Below are 26170 nucleotides of genomic sequence, written 5' to 3' on the forward strand. Positions count from 1 at the left end.
GTCACGCAGCCCGCATATACGCTTTATAGTTCAGGCAACGGACGTCCTGTTGGTCGCCTGAAGAACAACACGCTATGCCTAACCGGAGGTTCACCATGCAGAGCCAGGAACAACAACTTATTGAAAGCCTGTTCAGCCGTCTGAAACAGGCAGAAAGCCAGAGCGGCCCGCGTGATGCCGGTGCCGAACAGTTAATCAATCAGCATTTACAGAGCCAGCCCGGTGCGCCCTACTACATGGCGCAGGCGATCCTGATTCAGGAAGCGGCGATGAAAAAGCTCAACGCGCAGGTATCGGAGCTGGAGAGCCGTCTGGCGCAGGCGCAGCAGCAGGCCCCGCAGCAAAGCAGCGGCGGCTTCCTGTCGAGCCTGTTTGGCGGCGGTTCACGCCCGGCGCAGCCGCAACAGCCGGCATGGAACAGCGCACCGCAACAGCCACAATATGCCGCACCGCCTCAGCAGCAGTATGCTGCACCGGCGCGCGGTACCGGCTTTCTTGGCGGCGCACTGCAAACGGCTGTCGGCGTGGCCGGCGGTGTGGTGATGGCGGACATGCTGACCAGCCTGTTCCACCATTCGCAGCCGGAAGAGATCGTCAATATCATCAACGAACCGGCGCTGCCGCAGGTGGATGATAATCTGGACACCTTCAACGGCAATGACAGCAACAACGCCTTCCTGAATGACAATTCAGGCTGGGACAACAACAGCTTTGCCGATAACAATGATTTCAACGATTTCGGCAGCGGCGGTGATTTTGACGACGACGACAGCTTCGTCTGATTAACGCTGACGTAACCATTTATCCAGTTCGTTAGCAAACTGCTGGCGGTCTCGTGGGCTTAATGCCGACGGGCCGCCGCTCTGAATGCCGCTGGCGCGCATCGTTTCCATAAAATCGCGCATGGTCAGACGCTGGCGAATGGTATCGCTGCTGTAACGCTCCCCGCGCGGATTCAGCGCTGCCGCCCCTTTCTCCAGCACTTCTGCTGCCAGCGGAATATCGCCGGTAATCACCAGCTCGCCCGGCTGCACGCGTTTCACAATCTCGTTATCGGCCACATCAAAGCCGGCAGCTACCTGCAGCGTTTTCAGAAACGGCGACGGCGGTACGCGCAGCGGCTGGTTAGCAACGAAGGTCACGGTGACTTTGGTGCGCTCAGCGGCGCGATACAGCACCTCTTTGATGACATTGGGACACGCATCGGCATCCACCCAAATCGACATGTTTAATCCTTATTAACGGGCAATGCCTGCGATCTTGCCGCGCTGGCCGCGAATGGCAAATGTTATTTGTGCGCGACTTGTTATTCACCGCCGCTGACGTAAGCTAACCCACTGAGAAAACCGAACCACGTTAAGGATAAAGCGATGCTGGAGAAGAAAATCGGGTTTGTCGGCTGCGGCAATATGGCGAAAGCCATCATCAGCGGCCTGGTAAACAGCGGGCAGATCGCCCCGGCCAATATCTGGGTGCACGATCGAAAACCCGACACCAACCAGGCGATGGCGCAGCAGTATGGCGTGACGGCGGCGGAAAGCGTCGAGAGTCTGGCACGTGAAGTGGACATTCTGTTTGGCGCGGTGAAACCCAACGTGATTCTCAAAGTGCTCAAAGATCTGGCCGGCCAGCTGAAGAAAGATGCGCTGGTGGTGTCGATTGCTGCAGGTGTGACGCTGGATTCGCTGGCGGCGGTACTCGGTCATGACCGTAAAATCATCCGCGTGATGCCGAATACGCCGTCGCTGGTCAACGAAGGCATGACCTCTATTACGCCGAACGTGCTGGTGGAACCGCAGGAAGTGGACGAGGTGGTGACCATTTTTGAGAGTTTCGGCAAAGCGGCGGTGGTGAACGAGTATCTGATTCATGCCGTGGTGGGCGTCAGCGGCTCGGCACCGGCTTACGTGTTTATGTTTATCGAGGCGATGGCTGATGCCGCCGTGCTGGGCGGCATGCCGCGGGCACAGGCTTATCAGTTTGCGGCGCAGGCGGTAAAAGGTTCCGCCCAGATGGTGCTGGAGACCGGCAAACACCCTGGCGAACTGAAAGATATGGTGTGCTCACCGGGCGGCACCACCATTGAAGCGGTGAAGGTGCTGGAAGAGAAAGGCTTCCGCGCTGCGGTGATGGGCGCGATGCAGCAGTGCATGGCGAAGTCCGAGGCGCTGAGTAAGCAGTGATGGTGCGGGTTTCCCCTCACCCTAACCCTCTCCCGCAGGCGGGAGAGGGGACTGTTGGGTGCGGACTTGAACCTTAACCCTGATACGCTTCAAACAGCGCCAGGCCTTGTTCCAGCGTCATTGGCTGCTGCATCTCATGCACCAGCGCGGCGGTGAGCGTATACATGCCGGCTGAACACACTGCCGCAATCATGCCCTGCTGGCAGTAAAAAGCGATGAAGCGTTTGTCCTGCAGCGATCCCAGCAGGCGATAATCATCCCACTCCTCTGCATGCCCCAGATACTCATAGCGGGTGCCGTAATGCGCAGTCCAGAAGAACGGCACGCGATCGTACATGATGCGTTTGCCCAGCATATTCAGCGCGGCAATGCGCCCCTGCTGATGCGCCACGCGATAGTGCTCAATGCGCTGCACGCCACGCGGCGTGAGATAGCTGGCAATATCCCCCGCGACCCAGATGTTTTCACTGACCCGCAGCTGACTGTCGGCCAGCAGGCTGCCATCCTTCTGTAAAGGCAGGTCGTGAATAAAATGGGTGGCCGGCACAATGCCGGTGGCAAACAGCACCTGGCTGGCTGGCACGGTTTTGCCACCTTTGAGCCGCACGCCACTCACTGCACCTTCACCGGTCAGTGCTTCCGGTTCACCCTCGACAAATTTCACGCCGTTGCTGCGGTGCAGCTCATAAAAATGGTGGCCAATCTCTTCGCCGAACTGTCTGGCAAACGGCAGCGGATGACGCGCCACCACCGTGACATCTATGTCGCGGTTACGCAGCGCACCGGCCACTTCCATACCGATAAAACTGTTGCCGATAATCACCAGCTGCTGCGCCTCATCCACCTGAGAAATCAGCGCGTCGGCCTGGCGCAGTGAACGCAGCAGGTGCACGCCATCCAGATCCTTGCCCGGGATATCAAGCGGCTGCGGCACGCCGCCGGTCGCGATCAGCAACTGGTCAAACTTCACCTGCTGCCCGTCTTTCAGCACCAGCGTCTGCTCCTGCGCCTTCAGCTGCACCACCTCCCCCTGCAGCCACACCACCGGGCCCAGCACATCCTGTTTCAGCAGCTTGGGTACCTCATCGATGGCCATCTTGCCGGAGGGGACAAATTTACTCAGCGTGGTGCGATCGTAAGGGGCGTCGCTTTCACGCTCAATACGCACAATCCGGCCGCTAAAGCCTTCATCGCGCAGCGTCCAGATCGCGGCACTGCCCGCCGCGCCAGAGCCGAGAATCACGCATACCGGCGCTTCACCCTGGGCTACCGGCGCACTGGCCGGCGACATCGCCTGCGGATTGATCAGCACCTGCCCCTGTTCAATGCGCACCGGATAACGTTTGAGATTGGCCAGCGCCAGCGGCTCGCACATTTTGCCATCGCGCAGCTCAAACACCGCCTTATGCCACGGACACACCAGTTTGTCGCCGCACACTGCGCCCTGCTCCAGCGGGGCGCCCGCGTGCGGACATTTTGCCTGCAGCGCCTGCACGCGGTCGCCGTCGCGAATCAGCACCATATCCGTTTCACCGACGGTCACTTTAGTGGGTTTACGCTGCGCCAGCGCCTTGAGTTCCACGACAGATTGATAGCTCACGGTTCGCCTCCTTCGGGGTTATTCGTCTGATACGACAATTCCTTACAAAGAGTAAGTGTGGCAAAGCGTGAGGATTTAGCAGGAGAAACAAAGCGAAACGGCGGTTAACTGACTGTTAAACCGCCGTTTTAAGCGACACGAAAGGATCACAAGAACACGCTGGGCACGATGATCAGCGCGAAAATCGCCACAATCAGTCCATGTTTGACCCAGTAATACAACCGGCGATTACGTTTCTTCAGGTTCTGACCGGCATCGCGCAGCGCATAAACGTATTTGAAGATGCGGTTGAGGAAGCCGGTACGATCGTTTTCGTCGTTGGGCGACGCCGCTGCTGACATTAACGTCGAGCCCACCCAGTGATTGACCGCCTGCGCCCAGCGCCATTTCATTGGCCGCTCGATATCGCAAAACAGGATGATACGCGTCTGCTCGCTTTCATTCTGCGCCCAGTGCACGTAAGTTTCGTCGAAGATCACCGCCTGACCGTCGCGCCAGCTGTGGCGCTGACGATCCACTTCAATAAAGCAGCGATCGTCGTTCGGCGTTTGCAGCCCGAGGTGATAGCGCACCGAACCGGCATAAGGATCGCGGTGTTTGCCCAGATGGCTGCCCGGCGGCAGTTCAGCAAACATGGCCGCTTTAACGCCGGGAATGTTGCTCACCAGTTCGGTGGTTACCGGACAGAGTTCGCGCGCTGACGGATGTGCATCGCTATACCATTTTAAATAGAAACGCTTCCAGCCACGCTTGAAGAAGGTATTAAATCCGGCATCGTTATGCGTCTGCGCCGCTTTAATGTGATCCTGCAGGCGAATGGCTTCATCGCGAATCACCTGCCAGTTATCGGTCAGCTGACGCAGCTCAGGAAAATCCTCAACCGGAAAATAGGGCTGTTTAGCCGGCAGTCGCGACAGCCCGGTCATAAACATATTGATCGGCGCCATAAAAGTGGAGTGATCAAATAACTGACGGGAAAACTTTTGCTTTTCCACGCCGCGTGAGTGGGCGTAAAGCACACTAATAATAAATACACCAATAATGATCGCAGCGACCATACAACAGGTTCCTTATGTTGCACGTAAAGCCGCTCTGTCCACGGTTAAGCGTCAGAGAGACTGGATGGGGAGAAATGGAATTTTATGTAAGGATTTTGTAAAGTTTTGGCAACGCGTGCCGTTTATGACAGAAAAAATACCTCGCGCGTTAACCCTGCGAGTGCGGACACAAAAAAGCGGCCCGCAGGCCGCCAGAGGTTTAAGCACTCTTCTTCAGACAGCTGCTCATAAAGGTTTTACGCGCATCGCCGCTGAGTTTTTTCTCTCCTGCTTCGTTATTACAGCTTTTCATTTTCATCTGCTGCGGCGTCATATTGCCCATTTTGCTGTCTTTCTTCAGGCATTCGCTCATAAAGCTTTTACGCGCATCGCCTTTCAGATTTTGCGCGCCTGCATGCTGATTACACAGCGTCATTTTTTCCTGCTGCGCGGTTTTCTCCGCCGCGCCCGCACCGCCAGCCAGCAGCAGGCCTGCTGCCATTATTGCCACAAGACACGATTTCATTGCCGGTTTCTCCGTGTGATTATTGCCTGTTAAGCATGGCACGGAATAAGCAAAGCGGAAAAAAATCTATGCGCGTACGGCGGGATTATTCGCGCGGGTGGTTGAGCAACTTTTCGACGTAATTGCGCAGCATCAGCGCGTCCGGATTTTCCTGCACGGAAGCGGCGGGCGGCATCGCGCGATCAATACCCGCCGCGATGTCGCTAACCTGGGCGGCATCCAGTCTGCGCAGCATGGCGGTGAGCACGATTTCCAGCGCCTCAACCTGGACCACTAATTCTTTAGACTCTTCTTCTTTTTCTGCCAGCTTGAGCAGGAGTTCCGCAATCAGGTTTTTCATGCGATGGACTCAGTCAGAATGGGAAAACAAAAATTAGCATTGGCAGGATTAAAACAACAAGAATTTTTGCCGGCCAGAGGAAAAATAATGGTTAGCCGAAGCGTAAAAAAAGTGGCTGAAATTCAATATATAACGGCGAAACGTTTCACTGACAAAATACGCCGCAGATAAAACGTTTCGCATCGCTGCATTAATTATGCACTGGCGCTAAATTAACGCGGACCCTGATACCCATGGCCGGGACCGCCACCGCCAGGACCACCCCAACCTCCGCCGCCGCCCGGCGGCGGAAAAAGACAACCGCTTAACGCGGACACCAGCGCTACAACAGCAGCGAGCTTAACGATACGGATCATATTGACCTCAGGTTGCTGAAATTGCGCTGAGTGTATGAAGCGGCGGTTAACACGACAATACAGAATGCTCCGCAACCCGGCGCTATTCATGCCTGCTCACCACGCTTAACGTTTTAGTGGCAAGAAACCGCTAAAAAAGCCTCACAGACCGCTCAATCCATCAGCTTAAGTTACAGCGAACGCTGTGCCGCAAACGTCAGTGCTGCTCGCTGTGCGCGCAGTAACAAAATTGCGCGCTGCGTCTTTACAGCTAACGCCATTTCACGCAATGTGAGCGCAATACAATTAATGAGATCTCACTATGACCTTAGCGGCTGTTTCTCTGAGTGAAGTGCTGGCGCGCCGTGACTGGGAAAACCCGGTTATTACCAGCCTGCATCGCCTGGACGCGCATCCACCGTTTGCCAGCTGGCGCGATGAAGTCAGCGCGCGCGATGGCCATCCCTCACCTGCGCAGCAGCGGCTGAATGGTCAGTGGGCCTTCAGCTATTTTACCGCGCCGGAAGCGGTGCCGCACAGCTGGCTGCTACAGGACTTACCGGACGCCGCAACGCTGCCGGTGCCTGCCAACTGGCAGTTGCACGGCTACGACGCGCCCATTTATACCAACGTGCAATATCCCATTCCGGTCAATCCCCCTTTGGTGCCACGCGAGAACCCCACCGGATGTTACTCGCTCACATTTAAAGTTGATGACGGCTGGTTAAGCCAGGGGCAGACGCGCATCATCTTCGATGGTGTCAGCTCGGCCTTTTATTTGTGGTGCAACGGACAGTGGATGGGCTATTCGCAGGATAGCCGCTTACCCGCCGAATTTGATCTCAGCCACGCGCTGCAGCCGGGAAACAACCGTCTGGCGGTCATGGTGCTGCGCTGGAGCGACGGCAGCTATCTGGAAGATCAGGATATGTGGCGCATGAGCGGCATTTTCCGCGACGTGACGCTGCTGCACAAACCGGACACCCGCCTGAGCGATGTGCAGATCGAAACCGCGCTCAGCCCGGAATATCTGCGCGGCGATTTACGGGTGAGTGTCAAAATCCATGCCGGCACGCGCCCGCTCAGTCAGTGTCGGGTACGCGTCACGCTATGGCGCAACGGCGACTGTATTGCGCAGCACGAACAGCCGCCGGGCAGCGCCATCATTGATGAACGTGGCCACTATCCGGAACGTACCCTGCTGGTGTTGCCGGTGCTACAACCGCTGTTGTGGAGCGCCGAAACGCCTCATCTCTACCGCGCGGTCGTCACGCTGCTTGATGATGCCGGCGAGGTGATTGAAGCCGAAGCTTATGATGTGGGTTTCCGTCGCGTCAGCATTGAGCACGGCCAGCTGTGCCTCAACGGCAAGCCGCTGCTGATACGCGGCGTTAATCGTCATGAGCACCATCCCGAGCGCGGTCAGGTAGTGGATGAAACCAGCATGCGTCAGGACATTGAACTGATGAAGCGCCACAACTTTAACGCGGTGCGCTGTGCTCACTATCCTAACCATCCGCTGTGGTATCGGCTATGCGATGAGTACGGCCTGTACGTGGTTGACGAAGCCAATATCGAAACGCACGGCATGCAGCCGATGAACCGCCTCTCCGACGACCCGCGCTGGTTTGCCGCCTATAGCGAACGCGTAACGCGCATGGTGCAACGCGATCGTAACCATGCCTGCATCATCATCTGGTCGCTGGGCAATGAGTCCGGCCACGGCAGCACGCACGATGCGCTGTACCGCTGGGTGAAAAGCAGCGATAGCACGCGCCCGGTACAGTATGAGGGCGGCGGTGCCAACACGGCGGCCACCGATATTCTGTGCCCGATGTATGCGCGCGTCGATCAGGACCAGCCCTTCCCGGCGGTGCCGAAGTGGTCACTGAAAAAATGGATCAGCCTGCCGGATGAAGCGCGTCCGCTTATCCTGTGTGAATACGCCCATGCGATGGGAAACAGCTTTGGTGGCTTTGCCAAATACTGGCAGGCATTTCGCCAGTTTCCGCGGCTGCAGGGTGGCTTCGTCTGGGACTGGGTCGATCAAAGCCTGACGCGCTATGACGAACACGGCCAGCCGTGGCAGGCGTACGGCGGCGATTTCGGTGACACGCCCAACGATCGCCAGTTCTGCATGAACGGGCTGGTGTTTGCCGATCGCACGCCGCATCCGGCGCTGTTTGAAGCACAGCGCGCCCAGCAGTTTTTCCGGTTTACGCGCGATCCCGGCGATGCGTATCGCGTGACCGTCACCAGCGAATATTTATTCCGCCGCAGCGACAACGAACGGCTGCGCTGGTGGATTGAGCAGGACGGTGTAACCCTCGCGCGCGGTGAATGGGTGCTGGATCTCGATGCCGAAGGCAGCCACACCTTTACCGTGCCCGCGCCTGAAACGCTGCAGGGTGAAGCGTGGCTCAACCTCGCGGTGCATCAGATCGCCGCCACGCCCTGGTCTGAGGCGGATCATCGCGTGGCCTGGGATCAGTGGGCGCTGCCGGCCGCACTGCCGGTTACGTTGCCGCCGCTCAGCGCCTGCGCGCCCCAGCTGGAAACCAATCACAATCTGGTGGCGGTGGAGCTGCCCACGCAGCGCTGGCACTTCTGTCGCCGCAGCGGCGCGCTGCTGCAGTGGTGGGTGAACGATCGTGAAACCATGCTGACACCGCTGGAGGAGTGCTTTATTCGCGCACCGATCGATAATGATATCGGCACCAGCGAAGCTGCCAATATCGACCCCAACGCCTGGGTCGAGCGCTGGAAACGCGCGGGCTATGATCGGCTGCAAACAGAGCTGCTGGCGATGCAGGTCGACAGCCTGCAGCACGGCGTGCAGATTGAAACCTGGCATCGCGTACTGGGTGAGGGTCAGCACCTGTTTACCAGCCATAAGCGTTATGGCATCAGCGGCGATGGCGAACTGACTATCAGCGTCGATGTACAACAGGCCGCTGGTCTGCCGCCGCCCGCGCGCATCGGCCTGCGCTGCCAGCTGGCTCAGGTCCCGCACCAGGTGAGCTGGCTGGGACTGGGGCCTCATGAAAACTATCCGGATCGCCAGCTGGCGGCGCAGTTTTCACGCTGGCAGCTGCCGCTGGCGGCGCTCAGCACCGGCTACGTCTTTCCGGGTGAGAATGGCTTGCGCTGCGGCACGCGCCAGCTGGATAGCGGCAGCTGGCAGATCAGCGGCGACTTTGCCTTCTCGCTTAGCCGCCATAGCCTTGAGCAGCTGCGCGCCACCTCGCACCGTCATTTGCTGCAGGACGAACCCGGCTGCTGGCTGCATCTCGACGGCTTCCATATGGGCGTCGGCGGCGACGATTCGTGGAGCCCGAGCGTCAGCCCGGAGTTTTTGCTTTCTCAGCGGCGCTGGCACTATGCGCTGACGCTGCGTCAGCCGGCTTAGTGGCGGCCGCCGGGCTAAGGGGTTTCAGCTCGGTTTTTGGCCGGCGATAGAAGCGCTGCAGCAACAGCACATTGAGCAGGACGACGACCGCAGTAGCGAAGAATACCCAGCGGTAACCGGTGGCGGCTGAGACCGCTGCGCCCAGCAGCGGTCCGGCGACGTTACCGAGGTACATGAACGACTGGTTATAACCAAAAATACGGCCGGTGACGTTATCGCGTGAATGACGCACCAGCAGGGTTTGCACCGCCGGCATCATCGCGCCATCGGCAAAGCCGAGCAGAAAGCGCAGGACGCCCAGCTGCGTGGCGCTGGTGACAAACGACATGGCAATCAGCAGCAGCAGCGAGGCGATCATGGTCGCCAGCAAAATACGCTGGGTACCGATGCGATCGCCGAGTTTGCCGAGACGCGGTGCGGCGATGAGTGCCGACACGCCGGGCAGCGCGGCAATCACACCACTGAGAAACGCGATATTCTGCGCATCCGGCGCCAGCTCACGCACGAACAGCGTCAGGATAGGATTCACCGAGCCGTTACACATCTGAATCACCATGGTGGTGACGAACAGGCAGAACATCAGGCGTGGATTATCGAGGCTGCGCATCACCTCGCGTCCGCTCAGTTTGTCCTGCTTGCTCACCGGCGTGTAGCCGGTCTCCTTAATCAGAAACAGCGTCACCAGAAAGCTGACCATCAGCAGTACCGCGGTAACGATAAACACCATGCGCAGGCCCAGCCAGTCAGCCAGCAGACCGCCAATCATCGGCCCGAGGATCACGCCGCCAATTTGTCCGGTCGACACGCAGCTCAGCGCCCAGCCGCTGCGCTCACGCGGCACCTGCGCGGCCACCAGCGCCATGGCGTTGGGAATATAACCGGACGTCAGTCCCATCAGCGCGCGCAGCAGCAACAGTTGCCACGCCTGGGTGACAAACGCCTGCAGCAGAATCACCGCGCCCATGCCAAACGAAGCGCGCAGTAGCATCAGCTTGCGCCCTTTGCGATCGGCAAGGCTGCCCCACAGCGGCGCCACGGCGGCAGAAACAATAAAGGTGACACTGAAGGTCAGGCCTGACCAGATACTGAGCGCGTTGCCGCCACGGATACCCAGCTCTTCCACGTAAAGCGGCAGGAAAGGAATGATCTGACTAATGGCCAGGCCGGTAAAAAAGCAGCCAAACCAGACGGATATCAGATTGATCTTCCAGGATTCGATGGAGCGTAGCATGAGCGCAGATGTCAGAAAAAAATGAAACGAGGGTTCAGTCTAACAACCTCGTAACATTACCGGACGGCAAAACATGGCATGCGGATGAAAACGCAGTTTTTCGCTGCCGGGCGTGATTCTGCTCACAGCAAATAGGGCGATGTCTCACTTTTGTAGTGTCTTTATGTGCGGTTACCTGGCCTAAGGCCCGATAAGCGCATCGCGAGAGACGGCAAACGTGAAAAAATATGACGATTCGTTACTGACAATATTCCACACCGCATCTATGTTTAAAAAATCACCAGTCATCACTGGCGAGGCGCTGCCCGTCCTGGACAGTCCGCATGCTTAATTCAGGTTTTCAGTTGCTGCCCGTCGAGGGTGGCAGGCTTCGTTGTCTCTGCGGAGGTCGGCTATGAGAACGCACCATGACAGCGCCAGTCGGGCGATTACCGACTATTTCAACAGCCCCGCCTGGCACGCGCCGCACGAGAGCGATTTGCTGGCCGCCATCATGCGCGAGCTGATGGATGATGGCCAGCCCGCCACCAATAAAGCGGTGATTGCCCGCGTGATTACCCGGCTGGAAGTGGAAGGCGATGAACAGCGCCTGCAGAGTTACCGCAACCTGCTGGCGCAGCTGTTAGAAGCAGGGCCGCAAAAATAGCGGCCCCGGAGATTATTTCACCACCCGCAGCTGGTCGGCTTCGCTGACCACTGCTTTACCGCTCTGACGCTGATACAGGCACAGTTCCCGCCCCAGCTGATTTTTCATGTGCTTTTGCGGATAGCGGCCTTCCAGCAACAGCGCATCGTAGCCAACGCTGTCGTCGTACATGATCGGCTTGCCCACCACTTTCACCGCTTTCAGACCGCTGGCCTGCACACATGCCTGCTGCAGGTTTTTATCGTGCTGCTGCCATGCCGCCTCGCTTGAGGCCTGCGCCAGCGGGCTGAGCAGCAGCGTCAAACACAGCGTTCGGGTCAGGTATTTCATCGTCACTCCTGTAAGGTCAGTCTGTTATTGCTGCCTGTACGCCTGACGCCGCAGAACCGCGATTAAACGCGCGCTTTGGCGGGGGCAATATGGCGCAGCAGGCAGGTTATAGCGAAAAAAATTCCCGCCGTAGCGGGAAGAAACAAGACGAGCATTGCATATTCGAGAGTGACGAGGAAATCTCCGTAATGCGCAGCTATCCTCGCCCGCCGCCGTGACAGCCCGATGACAATGCCGTGTCCGTTTGGTGTTACCCGCAGTAAACCCGGGAAATTTTCCCGTTCTGATCGCCGAGGAAATTCAGGCGGCGCAGATTGAAGTCCATGGTGGCGGCACCGTTCCACGGAATCGCGCGCACCGGTACGGCAAAGCGCTGGGTATCAAGCGCGCTCAGCGGCTGACCGAGGTAGTTCTGATACTGCGAGGCACCGCACTGGTCGGTTTCCGGATCGTGGCTGACGGCGTGACTGCTGTCAGTTTTACTGGCTGACTGACAGGCCGTTAAGGCGAGCATCGCCGTCAGCAGCAGCGCTTTTCCATAATGGTTCACAATTTTCTCCTCCTGGATAATGAACAAGCGGGTTCCTGAGAGTAACAAAGCGTGCCGCCGATGCGAAAATTTTTCCAGCAGACTGGTCGCATTGCGTGACAAAAGGCGCGATTTCCTGCTCACATTTTCGGATTAATCGCACGCTGTGTCTAAAAATCACCCGGGCAGACGCTACAATTATCTAAGACTTTTCTGAGGAGATAATGATGGAACTGGCTATTTTTATCGGCTTCGCCATCGTGATGACCTTCGTGGCCGTCCGGGTGCGTTAAGCCTCGTTAATTTTCTCTCTGCCGTTGTGCACCAAACGGTGCCAGCGGCATCCTCCGCGCCAGATAAGTGATTCGATGCCCTCTCCGCCTGCTCGTCAGCGATGAAAGCGCAAGCTACCATGCCGCGCATCGTCTGCGATGAGGCGGTCGGTTAGCGCCGCGATTGTGACGTATCTGAACCGGTGAAAATCTCCGCAAACGCACCTCGACAGCACCGATCGCCGTTGCTACTATGCGTCTTCCTCTGCCCGCTGAGTCGCCTATGGACACCCAATCCGACAAAGTTACGTTGACCCTGTTTTACGTCGGTAGCTTTGTGGTTTATTACCTCGTGACCATGCTGATTACGCTGTTTCCCAATTACGGGACGCTGCGCAATAACGGCTTGCTGGTGCCAGTGCTGTGCCTGTTTGAATTTGCCGTGATTTATCCCCTGTACCGTTTCTACTGCCAGCGCCGCAGCGACATTCCTCTGGGCTTTCTACGTCCCGGCCAGGCACTGCTGTTTATCGGCGCGCTGTTTGTGCTGATGGTGGCGCAGACGCAGTTCCTGCAGCCGGAAGGCTGGCTGATTGAACAGAGCCAGCAGGGACGCAGCTCAATGCTGATTCTGCTGCTCACCGCCGTGCTGCTGGCGCCGGTGTTTGAAGAGGTGCTGTTCCGCGGCTTTCTGCTGCAGGCGTTTTTGCTGTGGGCGCCCAAAAGCCGTTTTGCCTGCATGTTGCTCACATCGCTGCTGTTCGCCGCGTTGCACACGCAGTACGTGCACTGGGAAACCATCGTTGCGCTGACGCTGTTCTCGCTGCTGCTGTGCTACGCGCGTCTGCGCAGCAACAGCCTGGCGCTGCCGATTTTTCTGCATACGCTGAATAACCTGATCGCCATCCTGCCCGCCTGGTTCTACGCCTGATCCCCCTCACTGTTTGCTAACGATGCCATTAATTTCCCTGCATTTTCAGGTACTATCGCTTTTTAGCCTGCAGGAATGATGGTCGAAGCGCTGATGATTACTATGCTGGATGTGGCCCGCAAAGCGGGCGTTTCTAAAGCCACCGTGTCGCGCGTGCTGGCGGGCAACCGCTATGTCAGCAAATCCACGCAGCAGAAAGTGTTTCAGGCGATTGAAGAAACCGGCTACCGCCCGAATCTGCTGGCGCGCAGTCTGGCGACGCAAAAATCGCAGAATATCGGCCTGATCGTCACCCATTCGCTGTTTAACGGCCCCTATTTCAGCGAGCTGCTGTACCAGACGGCCACGCTGACCAATAACTATGGCCGCCAGCTGATCCTCGCCGATGGCAAAACCAGCGCTGACGATGAGCGCGCGGCAATTGAGTTTCTGCTCGATCTGCGCTGCGACGCCATCATTATCTACCCGCGTTTTCTCGACACCGCCGCGCTGGAAGCGATCATCGACCAGCACGATATCCCGATCATGGTGGTTAACCGCCGTCTGACGCAGCACGCGGCGAACTGCGTCTGGGCTTCGCACCAGCAGAATACCCGCGATGCGGTGAACTACCTGATTACGCGCGGTCACCATGACATCGCGTTTATCACCGGACTGGCGGGATCGCCCACCGCCGCCGCGCGTCTGGCTGGCTATCAGCAGGCGCTGGCCGATCATCAGCTGCCTTATGACGCAGAGCGCGTACTGCCGGGCGCGTGGACGCCGGAGAGTGGTCAGGCGGCGGCACGCCAGCTGCTGAGTGCCGGCGTACCGTTCAGCGCGCTGATGGCCAGCAATGACGATATGGCGATTGGTGCCGCGCTGGCGCTGAATGCGGCGGGCAAACGGCTGCCGCAGGATGTATCGCTGATGGGCTTTGATGATATTCGCATGGCCGAATTTTTCCTGCCGCCGCTCACGACGGTTCACGTGCCGGTGGCGGAAATGATTCAGCACACGCTGGCGCAGCTGGTGGCGATGCTCGAGGGCGAAGCGATTGCGCCCCTGCCGCCGTTCAGCGGACGGCTGATTGAGCGCGCTTCCGTGGCCGATGGACCGTTTCGCCGCTCATAACGCCTCGCCAGCATCCTGCGTGATCAGCCACTGCTCCAGCTGCTGTAGCGTAGCAGCCTTAACGCTCTCCTGCGGGCGCACCAGGTAATAGGTGTGCCGGCCACAGTCCAGCTGGTAATCCTCCATGGCGATCAGCGTGCCCGCCTTCAGCTCCGCTTCCACCAGCACGCGCTGCGCCAGCGCAATCCCCTGCCCTTCAAGGGCGGCCTGATAGGCCAGCGCCGAACTTTCCATCTGCCGCCGGTGCGGCAGCGCGTCCATTTCCACGCCAAATGCTTCGCACCAGCGCTGCCAGTCATCAGGACGTCCGCGCACCAGCAGCAGGGTATGCTGCGCCAGCCCGGCCAGATGCATGCTGGCGCGCCGGTCAGCCGTCGGACGGCACACCGGCACCAGCACGTTTTTCACCAGCGGCGTGGCGTGCTGCTGCGGCCACGTACCGTCACCAAGCCGAATCGCTGCGTCGCAATCCACCGTATCGTCCCATTCCGACGCGGTCGTCAGGCGCACGTCAATCGCCGGATGCGCCAGCTGAAACTGTGCCAGCCGCGGAATAAGCCAGCGGGTGGCGAAGGTGGTGAAGGAGTGCAGCCGGATGACCGTGCGGCCGGCATTGCGCTGCAGCGTGGCGCTCGCCTGGCGAATACCGTCGAGGTGCTGGCTGATTTGCAGAAAATAGGCATTGCCGGGCAGCGTCAGTACCAGCCCGCGCCCCTGACGCTGAAACAGCGCCGTGCCAAAGTACTCTTCCAGCAGACGAATCTGACGACTCACCGCGCCTGGCGTCACCGACAGGCCATCAGCCGCTGCCCGCACGCTACCGCTACGGGCGACATATTCAAACGCCAGCAAGGCATTCAGGGGTGGCAAATCACGCATCAGTTAACCGTTCAGTTTTTCTCAATGATGGAGCAATTTTAATCGATTGTGGCGAAAAGGCCAGACGCGCATCATTTCTGCACAGCGGCAGCCAGCCCGATAGCGCTGACTGCCAGGTTGTCACATTGATTCTGACACTGGAGCACACTGGAATGATTAAAGTCACCAATCCTGCCGACGGCAGCCTCGTCGGCGAAGCACCGTTCATGCGCCACGACGAGGTCGCGGCCGCTATCGATCGCACCTGTGCCGCGTTTCCGGCATGGGCGGCAAAAAGCGCGAAACAGCGCAGCGACCTGCTGCGTGGCTGGTACGATCTGGTACGCGCCGATAAGCACCTGTTTGCTGAACTGATGGTCAGGGAGAACGGCAAATGCCTGAGCGAAGCGCTGGGCGAAATCGAGTACGGTCTCGGCTTTATTGAGTGGTATGCGGAAGAGGCCAAACGCGTCAACGGTGATACCCTGCCGTCGCACGATGCTAACGCCTCCGTGCTGGTGGTAAAAGAACCGGTCGGCCCGACCGCGGCCATCACGCCGTGGAACTTCCCGTTTATGATGATCACCCGCAAAATCGCTACCGCGCTGGCCGCGGGCTGCACCATGATCATCAAACCGGCAGAAGAGACGCCGCTTACCGCGTATAAACTGCTGGAGTATGCACGTCAGGCTGGTATTCCCGCTGGCGTGTTTGAGATGGTGACTGGCGATCCGCAAGTCATCGGCGAAGCTTTTACCAGCGATACGCGCATCCACAAAATCTCCTTCACGGGATCTACCCGCGTCGGCAAACTGCTGGCGCAGCAGTGCGGGGCCACGCTGAAAAAGATGACCATGGAGCTGGGCGGCAACGCGCCGTTTATCGTGTTCGCCGACAGCCCGCTGGAAGAGAGCGTGGCCGGGCTGGTCAGCGCCAAACTGCGTAACTCCGGCCAGGTGTGTATTTCGCCTAACCGCATCTTTGTGCATGACGCGATTTACGATGCCTTTGTGCAGCAACTGGTGAAAACAGTCAGTGAGATCCGTGTCGATCAGGGTATGCAGCAGGAATTTGTGGTTGGCCCGCTGATTAACCGCATGGCGCTCGATAAAGTCACCGCACTGGTGGATGATGCGGTAGCACAGGGGGCGACGCTGCGCCTCGGCGGTAAGCCACACGCGAAGGGCGGGCTGTTCTATGAACCCACCATCCTGTGCGATCTGGACGCCTCGTTTGCCGTGCACAACACCGAGATTTTCGGACCGGTATTTGCCCTGTACCGTTTCAGTGATGAAGAGCAGGTGATTCGCTGCGCTAACGACACCGAATACGGTCTGGTGGCCTATGCGTGGACGCGTGACGTTGGCCGCGCTTTCCGCCTGTCGAAAAAACTGGAAGCCGGCATGGTGATCCTCAATTCCGGCTCAGTCGGTACGGCGTCAGTGCCGTTTGGCGGTATCAAGCACTCCGGCTACGGCCGCGAGGGCGGCCATTACGGTATTGAAGAGTATGTGCAGGTAAAATATGTGCTGATGGCGGGACAACACCGCTAATCACGCTGCTGGTGCGGCGGCGACCCAGCCGGGATGCCGCCGCACCGCGCGTTAGTATTCCACCTCCGCATCAGGCTGTGCGCCGTTATTGCGGATCAACTGCTGATACCAGAAAAAGCTCTTCTTGCGATAGCGCGCCAGATCGCGCAGATCGTGTTCATCGCGGTTAACGTAGATAAAGCCGTAACGTTTGCTGATGCCCTGATGGGTGCTGACCAGATCGATGGCCGACCACGGACAGTAGCCAAACAGCTCGACGCCATCGGCAATTGCCAGCCGCAGCTGGGCGATATGCTCACGCAGATAGGCGATGCGATAGTCGTCATACACTTTGTTGCCCGCCTCCAGCGTGTCGAACGCACCGAGACCGTTTTCTGTCACAATCAGCGGCAGGCGATAGCGCGCGTAGATCTCGCGCGCGGTAATGCGGAAACCGACCGGATCGATATACCAGCCAAACTGATTCTGCTGCAGATGCGGATTGTTGCAGCCGACGTACACTGATTTGTCGATGCCGGCCATCTGCTGGTCGGCCTGCTGCTTGCTGTTCAGCTCACCGCGCGCGACCTCAGGCATGTCAGCACTGACGGTGGCCGATGCATAATAGTTGAAGGCGATAAAGTCCGGCTGGCCGGCGGCGATGGTCGCCATATCCTCCGCCTCAATGTGCGGCAGCCAGCCGCGCTGCTGCAGAAACGCCCACACCACGTTGTTGTAATGGCCGTGTACCGCCAGGTCGAGGTAGAGCCAGTTGCGGATCGCTGAAAAGTTATCGGCGGCCAGCACATCTTCCGGTCTGGCGCTGGCGGCATAGATACAGGAGATGTTCGGTGCCGGGCCAATTTTGGCCTGCGGCAAGCGCTGGTGACAGGCAATCATCGCTTTGGCCTGCGCCAGCATCATATGGTGGTTCTGCTGATACAGCGTCTTCTGCGCATCCACCGTGCCGGCTGGCAGCGTGCCAATCACCTCGCCTTTGAGGATCATCATGTTCTGTTCATTGATGGTCAGCCAGTATTTCACCCGGTCGCCATAGTGCTCGAAACAGGTGATGGCGAAGCGCTCAAAAGCGGCCACGGTGCGCCGGTTTGACCAGCCGCCATCCTGCTGCAGCGCCCACGGCAGGTCAAAGTGATAGAGCGTGACCAGCGGCTCAATGCCGTGGCGGCAAATTTCATCAATCAGCTGCTGATAAAACGCAATGCCCGCCGGATTCAGCTCGCCGTCTCCCTGCGGATAGATGCGGCTCCAGGCGATGGAGAAGCGATAGGTTTTCAGGCCCAGCTCCGCCAGCAGCGCGATATCTTCCCGGAAGCGATGATAGTGATCGCTGGTGACGGTGAAATCCGTCATCCCCTCAGGAAAATGGCCTTTATCGATCACCGACGGCCCTTTGCCGTCTTCGTTCCAGGCACCCTCAACCTGATACGCCGAGGTTGAAGCGCCCCACAGAAAGCCGTGCGGAAACGCACCGGGGTTAGGATGTTGCATACTGCCTCCTTGTTAGTCCGCAGCCAGCTCGCGCCGCAGCTGGATGATCTCTTCCGCCAGTTCACGGCACAGCATGGCGTTCATCAGATGATCCTGCGCATGCACCATGATCAGATTGACCGGAATTTTGCCGCAGCCTTCGTCGGCACCAATCAATTCGGTCTGGATACGGTGCGCGGCTCTGGCCGCCTCGCTGGCTTCGCTCAGCAACGCATCGGCGCGTGGCCACTCTTTGCGCCGCGCCGCGCGCAGCGCCTCCATCGAGCAGGAGCGCGCTTCTCCCGCCTGAATAATCAGTTCCATGACCGTGCTCTCATCAATTTCCATCATGCCTCCTTAACCGGTTGCGCTGCGGCGGCCTGCTCAAGCTCCTGCTGCAGCAGTTGCCGCTCATAAATTTTGAAAAACGGGTAGTAAATCAGCGTGGCGATGGTTACCAGCACGGCAATCAGCACGATGACGCGCCAGTCCCAGCCGGTCGACCAGGCCGCCCCGATCGGTGCCGGCGTGGTCCAGGGGGCCAGCGACACCACGTGGTTAATCAGGTGGGTTTTGGTGGCTGTCCAGGCGAGCGTGGCGTTGACTAACGGCGCGCAGATAAACGGAATGAACAGAATCGGATTCATCACCACCGGCGAACCGAAGATGACCGGCTCGTTGATGTTGAACATGCTGGGCACAATGCTCAGCTTGCCAATCGAGCGCAGATGCGCCGAGCGGCTGCGCAGGTAGAGCAGCACCAGCCCCATGGTGGAACCGGAGCCGCCAATAACGATGAAAAACTGCCAGAACGGCTCGATAAACACGTGCGTGATCGGCTCACCGGCGTTGAGCGCCTGCTGGTTGAGGCCGAGGTTAGTCAGCCAGAACGCCTGCAGAATGCCGCCGACAATCACCGCACCGTGAATGCCGGCGAACCACAGCATGTGGCACAGCAGCACCGCCACCAGCACCGCCGGTAACGAATCCGAGGCGGAGATAATCGGGGCGAACAGCGCCATGATCGCCTGCGGCAGCAGCAGGCCAAACTGCGCCTGCACCCACAGGCTGAGCGGAAACAGCGTGATGAAGATGGCGATGATCGGGATCAGCAGATCGAACGACTGACGAATTTTGGGCGGCACCTGCTCCGGCAGCTTAAAGCCGATGTTGTTCTTTTGCAGGAAGTGCATCAGCTCAGTGGCGAACAGCGCCACCAGAATCGCGGTGAAAATGCCCTCGCCGCCGAGTGAGCCAACCGGCAGCGTGCCGTTGCTCTGTGGCGCTGCCACCACCAGAAACGCCATCAGCGCCAGGCTGGCCGCCATAAAGCCGTTCATCTTGTAGCTGTTCGCCAGGTTATAGGCGATGGCGCTGGCGATATACAGTGCCATGATGCCCATGGTCATGTTATACGGCATCATGATTTGCGCTTCATGCGCGCGCACCATACCGAGCCACCACTGGGCAAACGCCCATGAGCTGTCAGCTGAGAACGGCGGATGGGCAAACAGCAGCATAAACGAGCCCACAATCAGAAACGGCATCGAGGCGATAAATCCATCGCGGATGGCAATCACATGGCGCTGGCTGGAGAGGCGTCCGGCCAGCGGGCTGATGCGGTTTTCAATCACACCAAATAACGATTCGCTTATGCTGCTCATCGGCGAGCTCCTTGCATCAGGCAACAACAGAATAAGCCTGTGCATTGGCGCACAGGCGTAAACAATTATTTTATTTTCGGAACAATCGTCAGGCGTGAATCAGCTTTAGCGAATCATCTAATATTTTCGCGCCATTCATCATGCCGTAATCCATGCTATTAATCACAGTGATAGGCTTATTTAGCTGCTGCGCCAGCGGCTGGAAGTCCGCCAGTTTGTATTTAATCTGCGGCCCGAGCAGACAACAGTCAAAGTTCGCGATCTGATCGTTAAACTCTTCAATGCCAACGGCTTTTATCTCAACCTCGACGCCCTTCTCTTTGGCGGCCTTCTCCATTTTCTGCACCACCATGCTGGTGGACATCCCGGCGGCGCAGCAGAGTAGAATCTTTGGCATCATTCAATCCTCAGTGTGGGGTTTAATTAACGAATACCCGCGCTAAAGATTTTCTGCAACCGGTTTCAGATTTGCGTTACGGATCTGTGAGAAATATCAAAAAGCGCACTGCAAATTTAATCGGGATGCAATAATAAACGGAAGATATTATGTGAAAGTCGAGGAACAGTGGCGCGGCCAGACACAGCGCGCCACCGGGGGCAGAACGTCAGGAGATGGCGGAATCTTTTTGCTTGTCGGCTTCGAAGTGTGCCTTGAACTGTTCGTAGATGGAGATCATATTGGAAGCATCGCCGTGCAGCGGGCTCAGTTTACCGGCGCGCACCAGTTCGATGACCAGTTGCAGGGCGGCCTGTTTTGGGCTGCTGGCCGGATGGGCAATTTCATGAGACATCAGATATCACTCCTTATTGTTGTCAGTGCCGCACAGTTTAGCCCAGATTGTGCTGCTAATGGGCGCGGCGCTGGTTATCATCATTCTGTTCGGACAAAAAAGCCGCTCAGGCTGTTCATTGACGCCTGAGGCGTTTAGCTATACTGGATCAAAAAAAGGAACACACAGCCACGCATTCCGTACCACGGGAATGGTGCAGAAGGAGTCGGTTATGTTGATTGGTTTTGTCTTGTTAGTGAGCGCCTGCGGCCACGATGCCTGTGATGCCCTGCCGGTGTCGGAGCGGATTTACCCCACGAAAGTGGCCTGCGAAGAGATGGCCGATCGCATCCATAAAGTCCGGCCGAACGTGGTGCTGCTTTGTGGGGAAGTGCACCGTTAATTCGGTGCCAGTACGTCATCAATTGCATAAAAAACAGCCAGGCGGCATTGCAACCTGGGCCCGCAGCGTTCAAAATATAAGCTGCTTTACACTATTACAGTTGTGAATCCCATGAAAAAAACTCGCCCCCGTCGTCCCAACGGACGCTGGGTTTATTACATTTTGTATGACGGCATTCTCTGGCCCTGTCCGGTGCGCTGGGAGTGGGAGAGCGGCTTCGGCGGCTGGCTGCCGTTTTACTATTCGCCCACCTTTGAATTTGTTGCGGGCGATCCGCGCAAGGCCTACCGCATTGCGCGCAGCAGCGTGCGCAATCTGCGCCAGCATGAGCATGACGGCGAATATGCCTGAGACGTCAGAACTGCCACGGCAGCCACGAGGCCGTCAGCAGGTAGTGCACCAGTTCCAGCACCAGAATAATCATCACCAGCACCCCGAGCTTGTGGCGGCATACCCAATCCTTTAGCCCCATATCATCGCCGCCCAGCGAATCAGCATCAGCGCGCCGCAGATGCACAGCAACACCACAATCATCTTCCAGTGTTTTGTCGCAGCCAGTTTTTTTGCCACGTTTCCTCCAGACAGCAGAAAGCAACGATGCGCCCGCAGGCGCATCGTATAGTCTACCGCTGGTCACCCGTGAGGGCGATTAATTATTCAGCGTATAGTCGAGGGTGATTTCGGCATTCAGCACCTGAGACACCGGGCAGCCGGCTTTGGCTTTCTGAATGATTTCATCAAATTTGGCATCATCGATGCCCGGCAGCGCAATGGTGCTGTTGAGGGCAATTTTGGTGATGGCGAAGCCGTCGCCCTTTTTGTCCAGTGAAACATCGGCGGTGGTGTCGATGCTTTTCGGTGGATGACCGGCCTGGCCCAGCATCAGCGACAGCGCCATGGAGAAGCAGGCGGCGTGTGCCGCGCCAATCAGCTCTTCCGGATTGGTGCCCTTCTCGCCTTCAAAACGGGTGTTAAAACCGTATGGCTGGTTGCTGAGCACGCCGCTTTCAGTGCTAACCGTGCCTTTGCCTTTGATGTCGCCTTCCCAATGGGCCGATCCTTTCTTATGAATGGTCATGTCATTCCTCCTGTTAGTCAGACAGCTATTCAGTATAGACAAGAGCCAGCGCTTTGCCTGGCTTAGCGCACCGCGTGCGGGCGCGCCGGGCTGAGTCCGGCTTCGCTCAGCAGCGCATTCGCCTGCACCAGCGAATCCTGGGTGATGTCCGCAATGGTTTTCGCGCCGGTCAGCGTCATCGCCACCCTCATCTCTTTCTCAACCAGACTCAGCAGATTCTCCACGCCGCGCTGGCCGTGCGTCGCCAGCGCATAGATAAACGCGCGTCCCAGCAGCACGCTGTCAGCCCCCAGCGCAATCATGCGCACCACATCCAGCCCGTTACGAATGCCGCTGTCGGCCAGAATGGTGATGTCGCCCTTTACCGCGTCGGCGATGGCCGGCAGCGCGCGCGCCGACGACAGCACGCCATCCAGCTGACGTCCGCCGTGGTTGGAGACCACGATGCCATCGGCGCCAAAACGCACCGCATCGCGCGCATCTTCCGGGTCGAGAATGCCTTTGATCACCATCGGCCCTTCCCAGAATTCGCGAATCCACTCCAGATCCTGCCACGAGATCGACGGGTCGAAATTTTTCGCCAGCCAGCCGATATAATCTTCCAGTCCGGTAGGGTTACCGAGGTACGTGGAGATATTGCCGAGATCGTGCGGACGCCCGTGCAGCCCGACGTCCCACGCCCACTGCGGATGGGTGACCGCCTGCCAGTAACGGCGCAGCGCGGCATGCGGGCCGCTCATGCCGGAGTGCGCATCGCGGTAGCGCGCGCCCGGCGTCGGCATATCGACGGTGAACACCAGCGTCGAGCAGCCTGCCGCTTTGGCCCGCTCCAGCGCGTTGCGCATAAAGCCGCGATCGCGCAGCACATACAGCTGAAACCACATCGGGCGGTTAATCGCCGGTGCCACCTCTTCTATCGGGCACAGCGACACCGTCGACAGGGTAAATGGAATACCGCGATTGGCTGCCGCACGTGCCGCCTGCACTTCACCGCGTCGCGCGTACATGCCGCACAGGCCGACCGGCGCCAGCGCCACCGGCATCGACAGCGTTTCATTGAACAGCCGCGTTTCCAGACTCAGCTCAGCCATGTTTTTCAGCACGCGCTGACGCAGCGCCACGTCAGAGAGATCGGCCACGTTGCGCTTCAGGGTATGTTCTGCGTAGGCCCCGCCGTCCAGATAGTGAAACAGGAATGGCGGCAGGATACGTTGCGCCGCGGCGCGATAGTCACTGGCAGCAGAAATAATCATCAGTTGTCTTCCTTACGGGTAACCTGCGTGGCGCCCGGTAGCCGCGTGATGCGGGCCTGGCGCGCTTCGTCTTCATGCAGCGTTTTCATGGTGGTGTGAACAAAGCCGAGGTGATCCATCGCCGCCTGGCGCGCCGCGTCGGCGTCGCCCGCCATCACCGCATCGAACATCGCCTGATGCTGGGCGTTGAGCTGGTTGAAGATCACCGGCTGGGTGTACATACGCTGGCGGCTGTGCAGCACGGAGGATTGCAGCAGATCGAAAAATCCGCGCATGGTCTGCAGCAGCACCAGATTATGCGAGGCTTCGGCAATGGCGAGGTGGAAGCGCAGATCCGCCTGCGCGGCCAGTTCGGGATCGTCGCAGTCGTTCATTTGTATCAGCGCGTCAAAGGCATAGCGCAGCCGCTCTTTATCCGCCTCGGTAGCGCGCTGCGCGGCGTGCCAGGCGGTGCTGGCCTCAATCGCGTGGCGCGCCTCAAGAATATCCCAGCGGTAGTCAGGATCGGCGGCCAGCAGCTGACGAATCGGCTCGACGATGCGCTGTTCTGACCACGGCTCCTGCGGCTCGCACAGCCAGGTGCCGCCGCCGCGTTTACTGATCAGCACGCCACTGCTGATCAGCTGCTGGATGGCCTCACGCACCGACGAGCGCGACGCACCGAAGCGGGCGGCCAGCGCACGCTCCGAGGGTAAACGCATGCCGGGTTTCAGCTGATGCTCTTCAATCCAGGCGCTAAGACGCGCGCGCAGCGTATCCGCCAGCCGCGGTGTGGGTTCAGTCATGGAATCATCCAGGTAAAGACATACGCCTGCAGCGTGGTGATCACGCCGACCATACAGGTAAAAATCAGGCTGTGTTTAACGGTAAACCGGAACAGATCGGACTCGCGCCCCACCAGCCCCACGGCGGCGCAGGCGATGGCGATCGACTGCGGCGAAATCATTTTACCGGTGACGCCACCGGTGGTATTGGCGGCCACCAGCAGCACATCCGACACACCAATCTGCTGCGCGGTGGTCGCCTGCAGCGCGGCGAACAGCGCGTTGGAAGAGGTATCGGAGCCGGTCAGAAAGACGCCCAGCCAGCCGAGGAACGGCGAGAAGAAGGTGAAGGCCTGGCCGGTGTGCGCCAGCGCCAGGGCCAGCGTGGCCGATAGCCCGGAGTAGTTTGAGATGAACGCAAAGGCCAGCACCATGCCGATGGAGTAGATCGGCAGCGCCAGCTCCTTCAGGGTTTCGCCAAAGGTGCGCAGTGCCGCCGCCGGCTTCATGCGCAGAAAAATCACCGAGATCACCGCCGCCAGCAGAATCGCAGTGCCGGTGGCGGAGACCACGTCAAATTTGAACAGCGCTGCATACGGCGTTGCTGCGCTCACTACCGGCGGCATGCGTGCCACCAGCTCGTGCAGCAGCGGCACCGGCACGCTAAACACCCACTCATACAGCGCGCCGCCCTTAGCGAACAGCGCTTTAAACGGCGGAATACTCCACAGCGTAACGGTCGCGGTAAGGAACAGGAACGGCATCCAGGCACGCACAATCTGCGCCAGCGTGTAGCGTTGCGTCCCTGAGGGCGCAGCCTCTGGCGCGGGTTCTTTAAAGCGGAAGATGCGCACCGGCTGCCAGCGGCGCAGAAACAGCGTCAGGCAGATCAGCGAAGCCAGCGACGAAATAATGTCCGGCAGCTCCGGGCCAAGGAAGTTAGAGCTGAGGTACTGGGCGATGGCAAACGAGCCGCCTGCCACCATCACCGCCGGCCAGGTCTCTTTGATGCCGCGCCAGCCATCCATGATCGCCATGATCCAGAACAGCACGATGAGGGTGAGGAACGGCAGCTGGCGTCCCGCCATCTGGCCAATCTGGAAGCTGTCCAGCCCGGTGACCTGACCGGCGACGATGATCGGAATCCCCATCGCGCCGAATGCCACCGGCGCGGTGTTGACGATCAGGCACAGGCCGGCGGCATAGAGCGGATTAAAGCCCAGCCCGACCAGTAGTGCGGCGGTGATCGCCACCGGTGCCCCAAAGCCTGCCGCGCCCTCTAAAAACGCGCCAAACGAGAAGCCGACGATCAGCATCTGCAAACGCTGGTCTGGCGTGATGGAGAGAATCGAGGCGCGAATGATATCGAACTGGCCGGTTTTCACCGAGATCTTGTAGACAAATACCGCCGCCACGATGATCCAGGCAATCGGCCACAGGCCGTATAAAAAACCATACGCCACCGACGCCAGCGCCTGGGGCACCGGCATGCCGTACAGCAACAGCGCCACCAGCAGCGCCAGCACCACGGTGATCGTACCGGCCTGATAGCCCTTCAGCTTGAGCTTAATCAGCGCGAAGAAGAAAAAAACAATCGGGATCACCGCCACCAGGCTGGATAGCCACAAATTGTTGAGCGGATCGTAGTTTTGTTGCCACACCTGCATGCCGTTTCTCCAGAGGTCACCAGAGGGATGCGGCGCATCGGCAAAAGCAGGCGTGCGCCGCAGATTGTTGCCCGGTTCCGCACCACAATTGGTAGGACCACATTGCGGCTGACGGGCTTTCTGGCTCCAGATAGTTAATGCATTGTTAACCCAAAGCAACGCGGCAGGCGTGATTTTTCGTGTTATGTGACCATGTGGCTACATTTTT

Annotated in this window: 29 protein-coding genes; 10 read left to right on the forward strand and 19 right to left on the reverse strand. The window is 58.6% G+C overall.

Annotation, left to right across the window (positions count from 1 at the left end):
• Positions 1–95 precede the first annotated feature (95 nt).
• Positions 96–782: a DUF2076 domain-containing protein gene (locus F3I21_RS06330; RefSeq protein ID WP_058775202.1), complete on the forward strand. Its 687-nt coding sequence runs from the start codon at positions 96–98 to the stop codon at positions 780–782.
• Here the strand turns inward: F3I21_RS06330 and F3I21_RS06335 are convergent, their stop codons facing one another.
• Positions 783–1226, reverse strand: a complete 444-nt coding sequence (locus tag F3I21_RS06335) for a YaiI/YqxD family protein (protein WP_010616571.1) — start codon at positions 1224–1226, stop codon at positions 783–785.
• A gap of 144 nt (positions 1227–1370) precedes the next feature.
• Between F3I21_RS06335 and proC the strand changes: the two genes are divergently transcribed.
• Positions 1371–2183 carry a pyrroline-5-carboxylate reductase gene (gene proC, locus F3I21_RS06340; RefSeq protein WP_021507232.1) on the forward strand — a complete coding sequence of 271 codons (813 nt, stop codon included), beginning with the start codon at positions 1371–1373 and terminating at the stop codon, positions 2181–2183.
• A gap of 73 nt (positions 2184–2256) precedes the next feature.
• On the opposite strand, the gene F3I21_RS06345 is transcribed toward proC, so the two are convergent.
• The 4 genes from F3I21_RS06345 to iraP form a co-directional block, all read right to left on the reverse strand.
• The gene (locus F3I21_RS06345) at positions 2257–3783 is read right to left on the reverse strand and encodes an FAD-dependent oxidoreductase (RefSeq protein ID WP_150058508.1); all 1527 of its coding nucleotides are present in this window, start codon (positions 3781–3783) and stop codon (positions 2257–2259) included.
• Between the two features lie 146 nt (positions 3784–3929).
• Positions 3930–4841, reverse strand: coding sequence for a lipid A hydroxylase LpxO (gene lpxO, locus F3I21_RS06350; protein WP_150058509.1), 912 nt, complete (start codon positions 4839–4841; stop codon positions 3930–3932).
• A gap of 199 nt (positions 4842–5040) precedes the next feature.
• Positions 5041–5346 carry a PsiF family protein gene (locus F3I21_RS06355; RefSeq protein ID WP_058775199.1) on the reverse strand — a complete coding sequence of 102 codons (306 nt, stop codon included), beginning with the start codon at positions 5344–5346 and terminating at the stop codon, positions 5041–5043.
• 85 nt (positions 5347–5431) lie between these two features.
• Positions 5432–5686 carry an anti-adapter protein IraP gene (iraP, locus tag F3I21_RS06360; RefSeq protein WP_021507236.1) on the reverse strand — a complete coding sequence of 85 codons (255 nt, stop codon included), beginning with the start codon at positions 5684–5686 and terminating at the stop codon, positions 5432–5434.
• Between the two features lie 18 nt (positions 5687–5704).
• Here iraP and F3I21_RS23160 point away from each other — a divergent pair, with 18 nt between their 5' ends.
• Together F3I21_RS23160 and F3I21_RS06365 are read left to right on the forward strand one after the other, a co-directional pair.
• Positions 5705–5857, forward strand: a complete 153-nt coding sequence (locus tag F3I21_RS23160) for a hypothetical protein (RefSeq protein WP_155519908.1) — start codon at positions 5705–5707, stop codon at positions 5855–5857.
• A 486-nt stretch (positions 5858–6343) separates the two neighbouring features.
• A complete protein-coding gene (locus tag F3I21_RS06365) occupies positions 6344–9430 on the forward strand; it encodes a beta-galactosidase (protein WP_150058510.1) in 3087 nt (1028 codons plus the stop codon).
• Here F3I21_RS06365 and F3I21_RS06370 read toward each other — a convergent pair.
• A complete protein-coding gene (locus tag F3I21_RS06370; RefSeq protein ID WP_058775196.1) occupies positions 9363–10661 on the reverse strand; it encodes a multidrug efflux MFS transporter in 1299 nt (432 codons plus the stop codon). The two genes, F3I21_RS06365 and F3I21_RS06370, sit on opposite strands and share 68 nt — an antisense overlap.
• Positions 10662–11055: 394 nt before the next feature.
• On the opposite strand from F3I21_RS06370, the gene F3I21_RS06375 reads away from it, so the two are divergent.
• Positions 11056–11307, forward strand: a complete 252-nt coding sequence (locus tag F3I21_RS06375) for a biofilm development regulator YmgB/AriR family protein (RefSeq protein WP_021313231.1) — start codon at positions 11056–11058, stop codon at positions 11305–11307.
• Positions 11308–11319: 12 nt separating this feature from the next.
• On the opposite strand, the gene F3I21_RS06380 is transcribed toward F3I21_RS06375, so the two are convergent.
• Both F3I21_RS06380 and F3I21_RS06385 read right to left on the reverse strand, forming a co-directional pair.
• Positions 11320–11637 carry a hypothetical protein gene (locus F3I21_RS06380; RefSeq protein ID WP_021507239.1) on the reverse strand — a complete coding sequence of 106 codons (318 nt, stop codon included), beginning with the start codon at positions 11635–11637 and terminating at the stop codon, positions 11320–11322.
• Between the two features lie 250 nt (positions 11638–11887).
• Positions 11888–12187 carry an I78 family peptidase inhibitor gene (locus F3I21_RS06385; RefSeq protein ID WP_058758053.1) on the reverse strand — a complete coding sequence of 100 codons (300 nt, stop codon included), beginning with the start codon at positions 12185–12187 and terminating at the stop codon, positions 11888–11890.
• 534 nt (positions 12188–12721) lie between these two features.
• On the opposite strand from F3I21_RS06385, the gene F3I21_RS06390 reads away from it, so the two are divergent.
• Positions 12722–13369, forward strand: coding sequence for a CPBP family intramembrane glutamic endopeptidase (locus tag F3I21_RS06390; protein ID WP_021507241.1), 648 nt, complete (start codon positions 12722–12724; stop codon positions 13367–13369).
• A 93-nt stretch (positions 13370–13462) separates the two neighbouring features.
• Entirely contained in the window at positions 13463–14482 is a 1020-nt protein-coding gene (locus F3I21_RS06395; RefSeq protein ID WP_150058576.1) for a LacI family DNA-binding transcriptional regulator, read from the forward strand.
• Here F3I21_RS06395 and F3I21_RS06400 read toward each other — a convergent pair.
• Entirely contained in the window at positions 14477–15361 is an 885-nt protein-coding gene (locus F3I21_RS06400; RefSeq protein ID WP_150058511.1) for a LysR substrate-binding domain-containing protein, read from the reverse strand. The two genes, F3I21_RS06395 and F3I21_RS06400, sit on opposite strands and share 6 nt — an antisense overlap.
• 152 nt (positions 15362–15513) lie before the next feature.
• Between F3I21_RS06400 and F3I21_RS06405 the strand changes: the two genes are divergently transcribed.
• Entirely contained in the window at positions 15514–16893 is a 1380-nt protein-coding gene (locus F3I21_RS06405; protein WP_150058512.1) for an NAD-dependent succinate-semialdehyde dehydrogenase, read from the forward strand.
• 51 nt (positions 16894–16944) lie between these two features.
• On the opposite strand, the gene F3I21_RS06410 is transcribed toward F3I21_RS06405, so the two are convergent.
• The 5 genes from F3I21_RS06410 to F3I21_RS06430 form a co-directional block, all read right to left on the reverse strand.
• Complete coding sequence (locus F3I21_RS06410; RefSeq protein ID WP_058757993.1) at positions 16945–18384, reverse strand: glycoside hydrolase family 1 protein; 1440 nt, start codon at positions 18382–18384, stop codon at positions 16945–16947.
• Positions 18385–18396: 12 nt separating this feature from the next.
• Positions 18397–18711 carry a PTS lactose/cellobiose transporter subunit IIA gene (locus tag F3I21_RS06415; protein ID WP_010618140.1) on the reverse strand — a complete coding sequence of 105 codons (315 nt, stop codon included), beginning with the start codon at positions 18709–18711 and terminating at the stop codon, positions 18397–18399.
• The gene (locus tag F3I21_RS06420; protein ID WP_150058513.1) at positions 18711–20027 is read right to left on the reverse strand and encodes a PTS sugar transporter subunit IIC; all 1317 of its coding nucleotides are present in this window, start codon (positions 20025–20027) and stop codon (positions 18711–18713) included. The genes F3I21_RS06415 and F3I21_RS06420 overlap by 1 nt, the downstream gene beginning before the upstream one ends.
• 88 nt (positions 20028–20115) lie before the next feature.
• Complete coding sequence (locus F3I21_RS06425) at positions 20116–20424, reverse strand: PTS sugar transporter subunit IIB (RefSeq protein ID WP_031279665.1); 309 nt, start codon at positions 20422–20424, stop codon at positions 20116–20118.
• A gap of 208 nt (positions 20425–20632) precedes the next feature.
• Positions 20633–20818, reverse strand: coding sequence for a hypothetical protein (locus F3I21_RS06430; RefSeq protein ID WP_021507248.1), 186 nt, complete (start codon positions 20816–20818; stop codon positions 20633–20635).
• A gap of 211 nt (positions 20819–21029) precedes the next feature.
• On the opposite strand from F3I21_RS06430, the gene F3I21_RS23165 reads away from it, so the two are divergent.
• Positions 21030–21200 carry a hypothetical protein gene (locus F3I21_RS23165; RefSeq protein ID WP_190286072.1) on the forward strand — a complete coding sequence of 57 codons (171 nt, stop codon included), beginning with the start codon at positions 21030–21032 and terminating at the stop codon, positions 21198–21200.
• A gap of 111 nt (positions 21201–21311) precedes the next feature.
• Entirely contained in the window at positions 21312–21551 is a 240-nt protein-coding gene (locus tag F3I21_RS06435) for a hypothetical protein (protein ID WP_021507249.1), read from the forward strand.
• 111 nt (positions 21552–21662) lie between these two features.
• Here the strand turns inward: F3I21_RS06435 and yniD are convergent, their stop codons facing one another.
• From yniD to lldP, 5 genes are all read right to left on the reverse strand, one after another.
• Entirely contained in the window at positions 21663–21770 is a 108-nt protein-coding gene (yniD, locus tag F3I21_RS23320) for a small membrane protein YniD (protein WP_021507251.1), read from the reverse strand.
• 79 nt (positions 21771–21849) lie between these two features.
• Entirely contained in the window at positions 21850–22278 is a 429-nt protein-coding gene (locus F3I21_RS06440) for an OsmC family protein (protein ID WP_021313986.1), read from the reverse strand.
• Between the two features lie 62 nt (positions 22279–22340).
• Positions 22341–23531, reverse strand: a complete 1191-nt coding sequence (gene lldD, locus F3I21_RS06445) for an FMN-dependent L-lactate dehydrogenase LldD (RefSeq protein WP_088516211.1) — start codon at positions 23529–23531, stop codon at positions 22341–22343.
• Positions 23531–24316, reverse strand: a complete 786-nt coding sequence (gene lldR, locus F3I21_RS06450; RefSeq protein ID WP_058775192.1) for a transcriptional regulator LldR — start codon at positions 24314–24316, stop codon at positions 23531–23533. Before lldR ends, lldD begins: the two co-directional genes overlap by 1 nt.
• Entirely contained in the window at positions 24313–25962 is a 1650-nt protein-coding gene (lldP, locus tag F3I21_RS06455; protein ID WP_150058514.1) for an L-lactate permease, read from the reverse strand. The genes lldR and lldP overlap by 4 nt, the downstream gene beginning before the upstream one ends.
• Between the last annotated feature and the right edge of the window lie 208 nt (positions 25963–26170).

It is taken from the genome of Pantoea sp. B_9, from assembly GCF_008632015.1.
GTDB classification, from domain to species: Bacteria; Pseudomonadota; Gammaproteobacteria; order Enterobacterales; family Enterobacteriaceae; genus Pantoea; species Pantoea dispersa.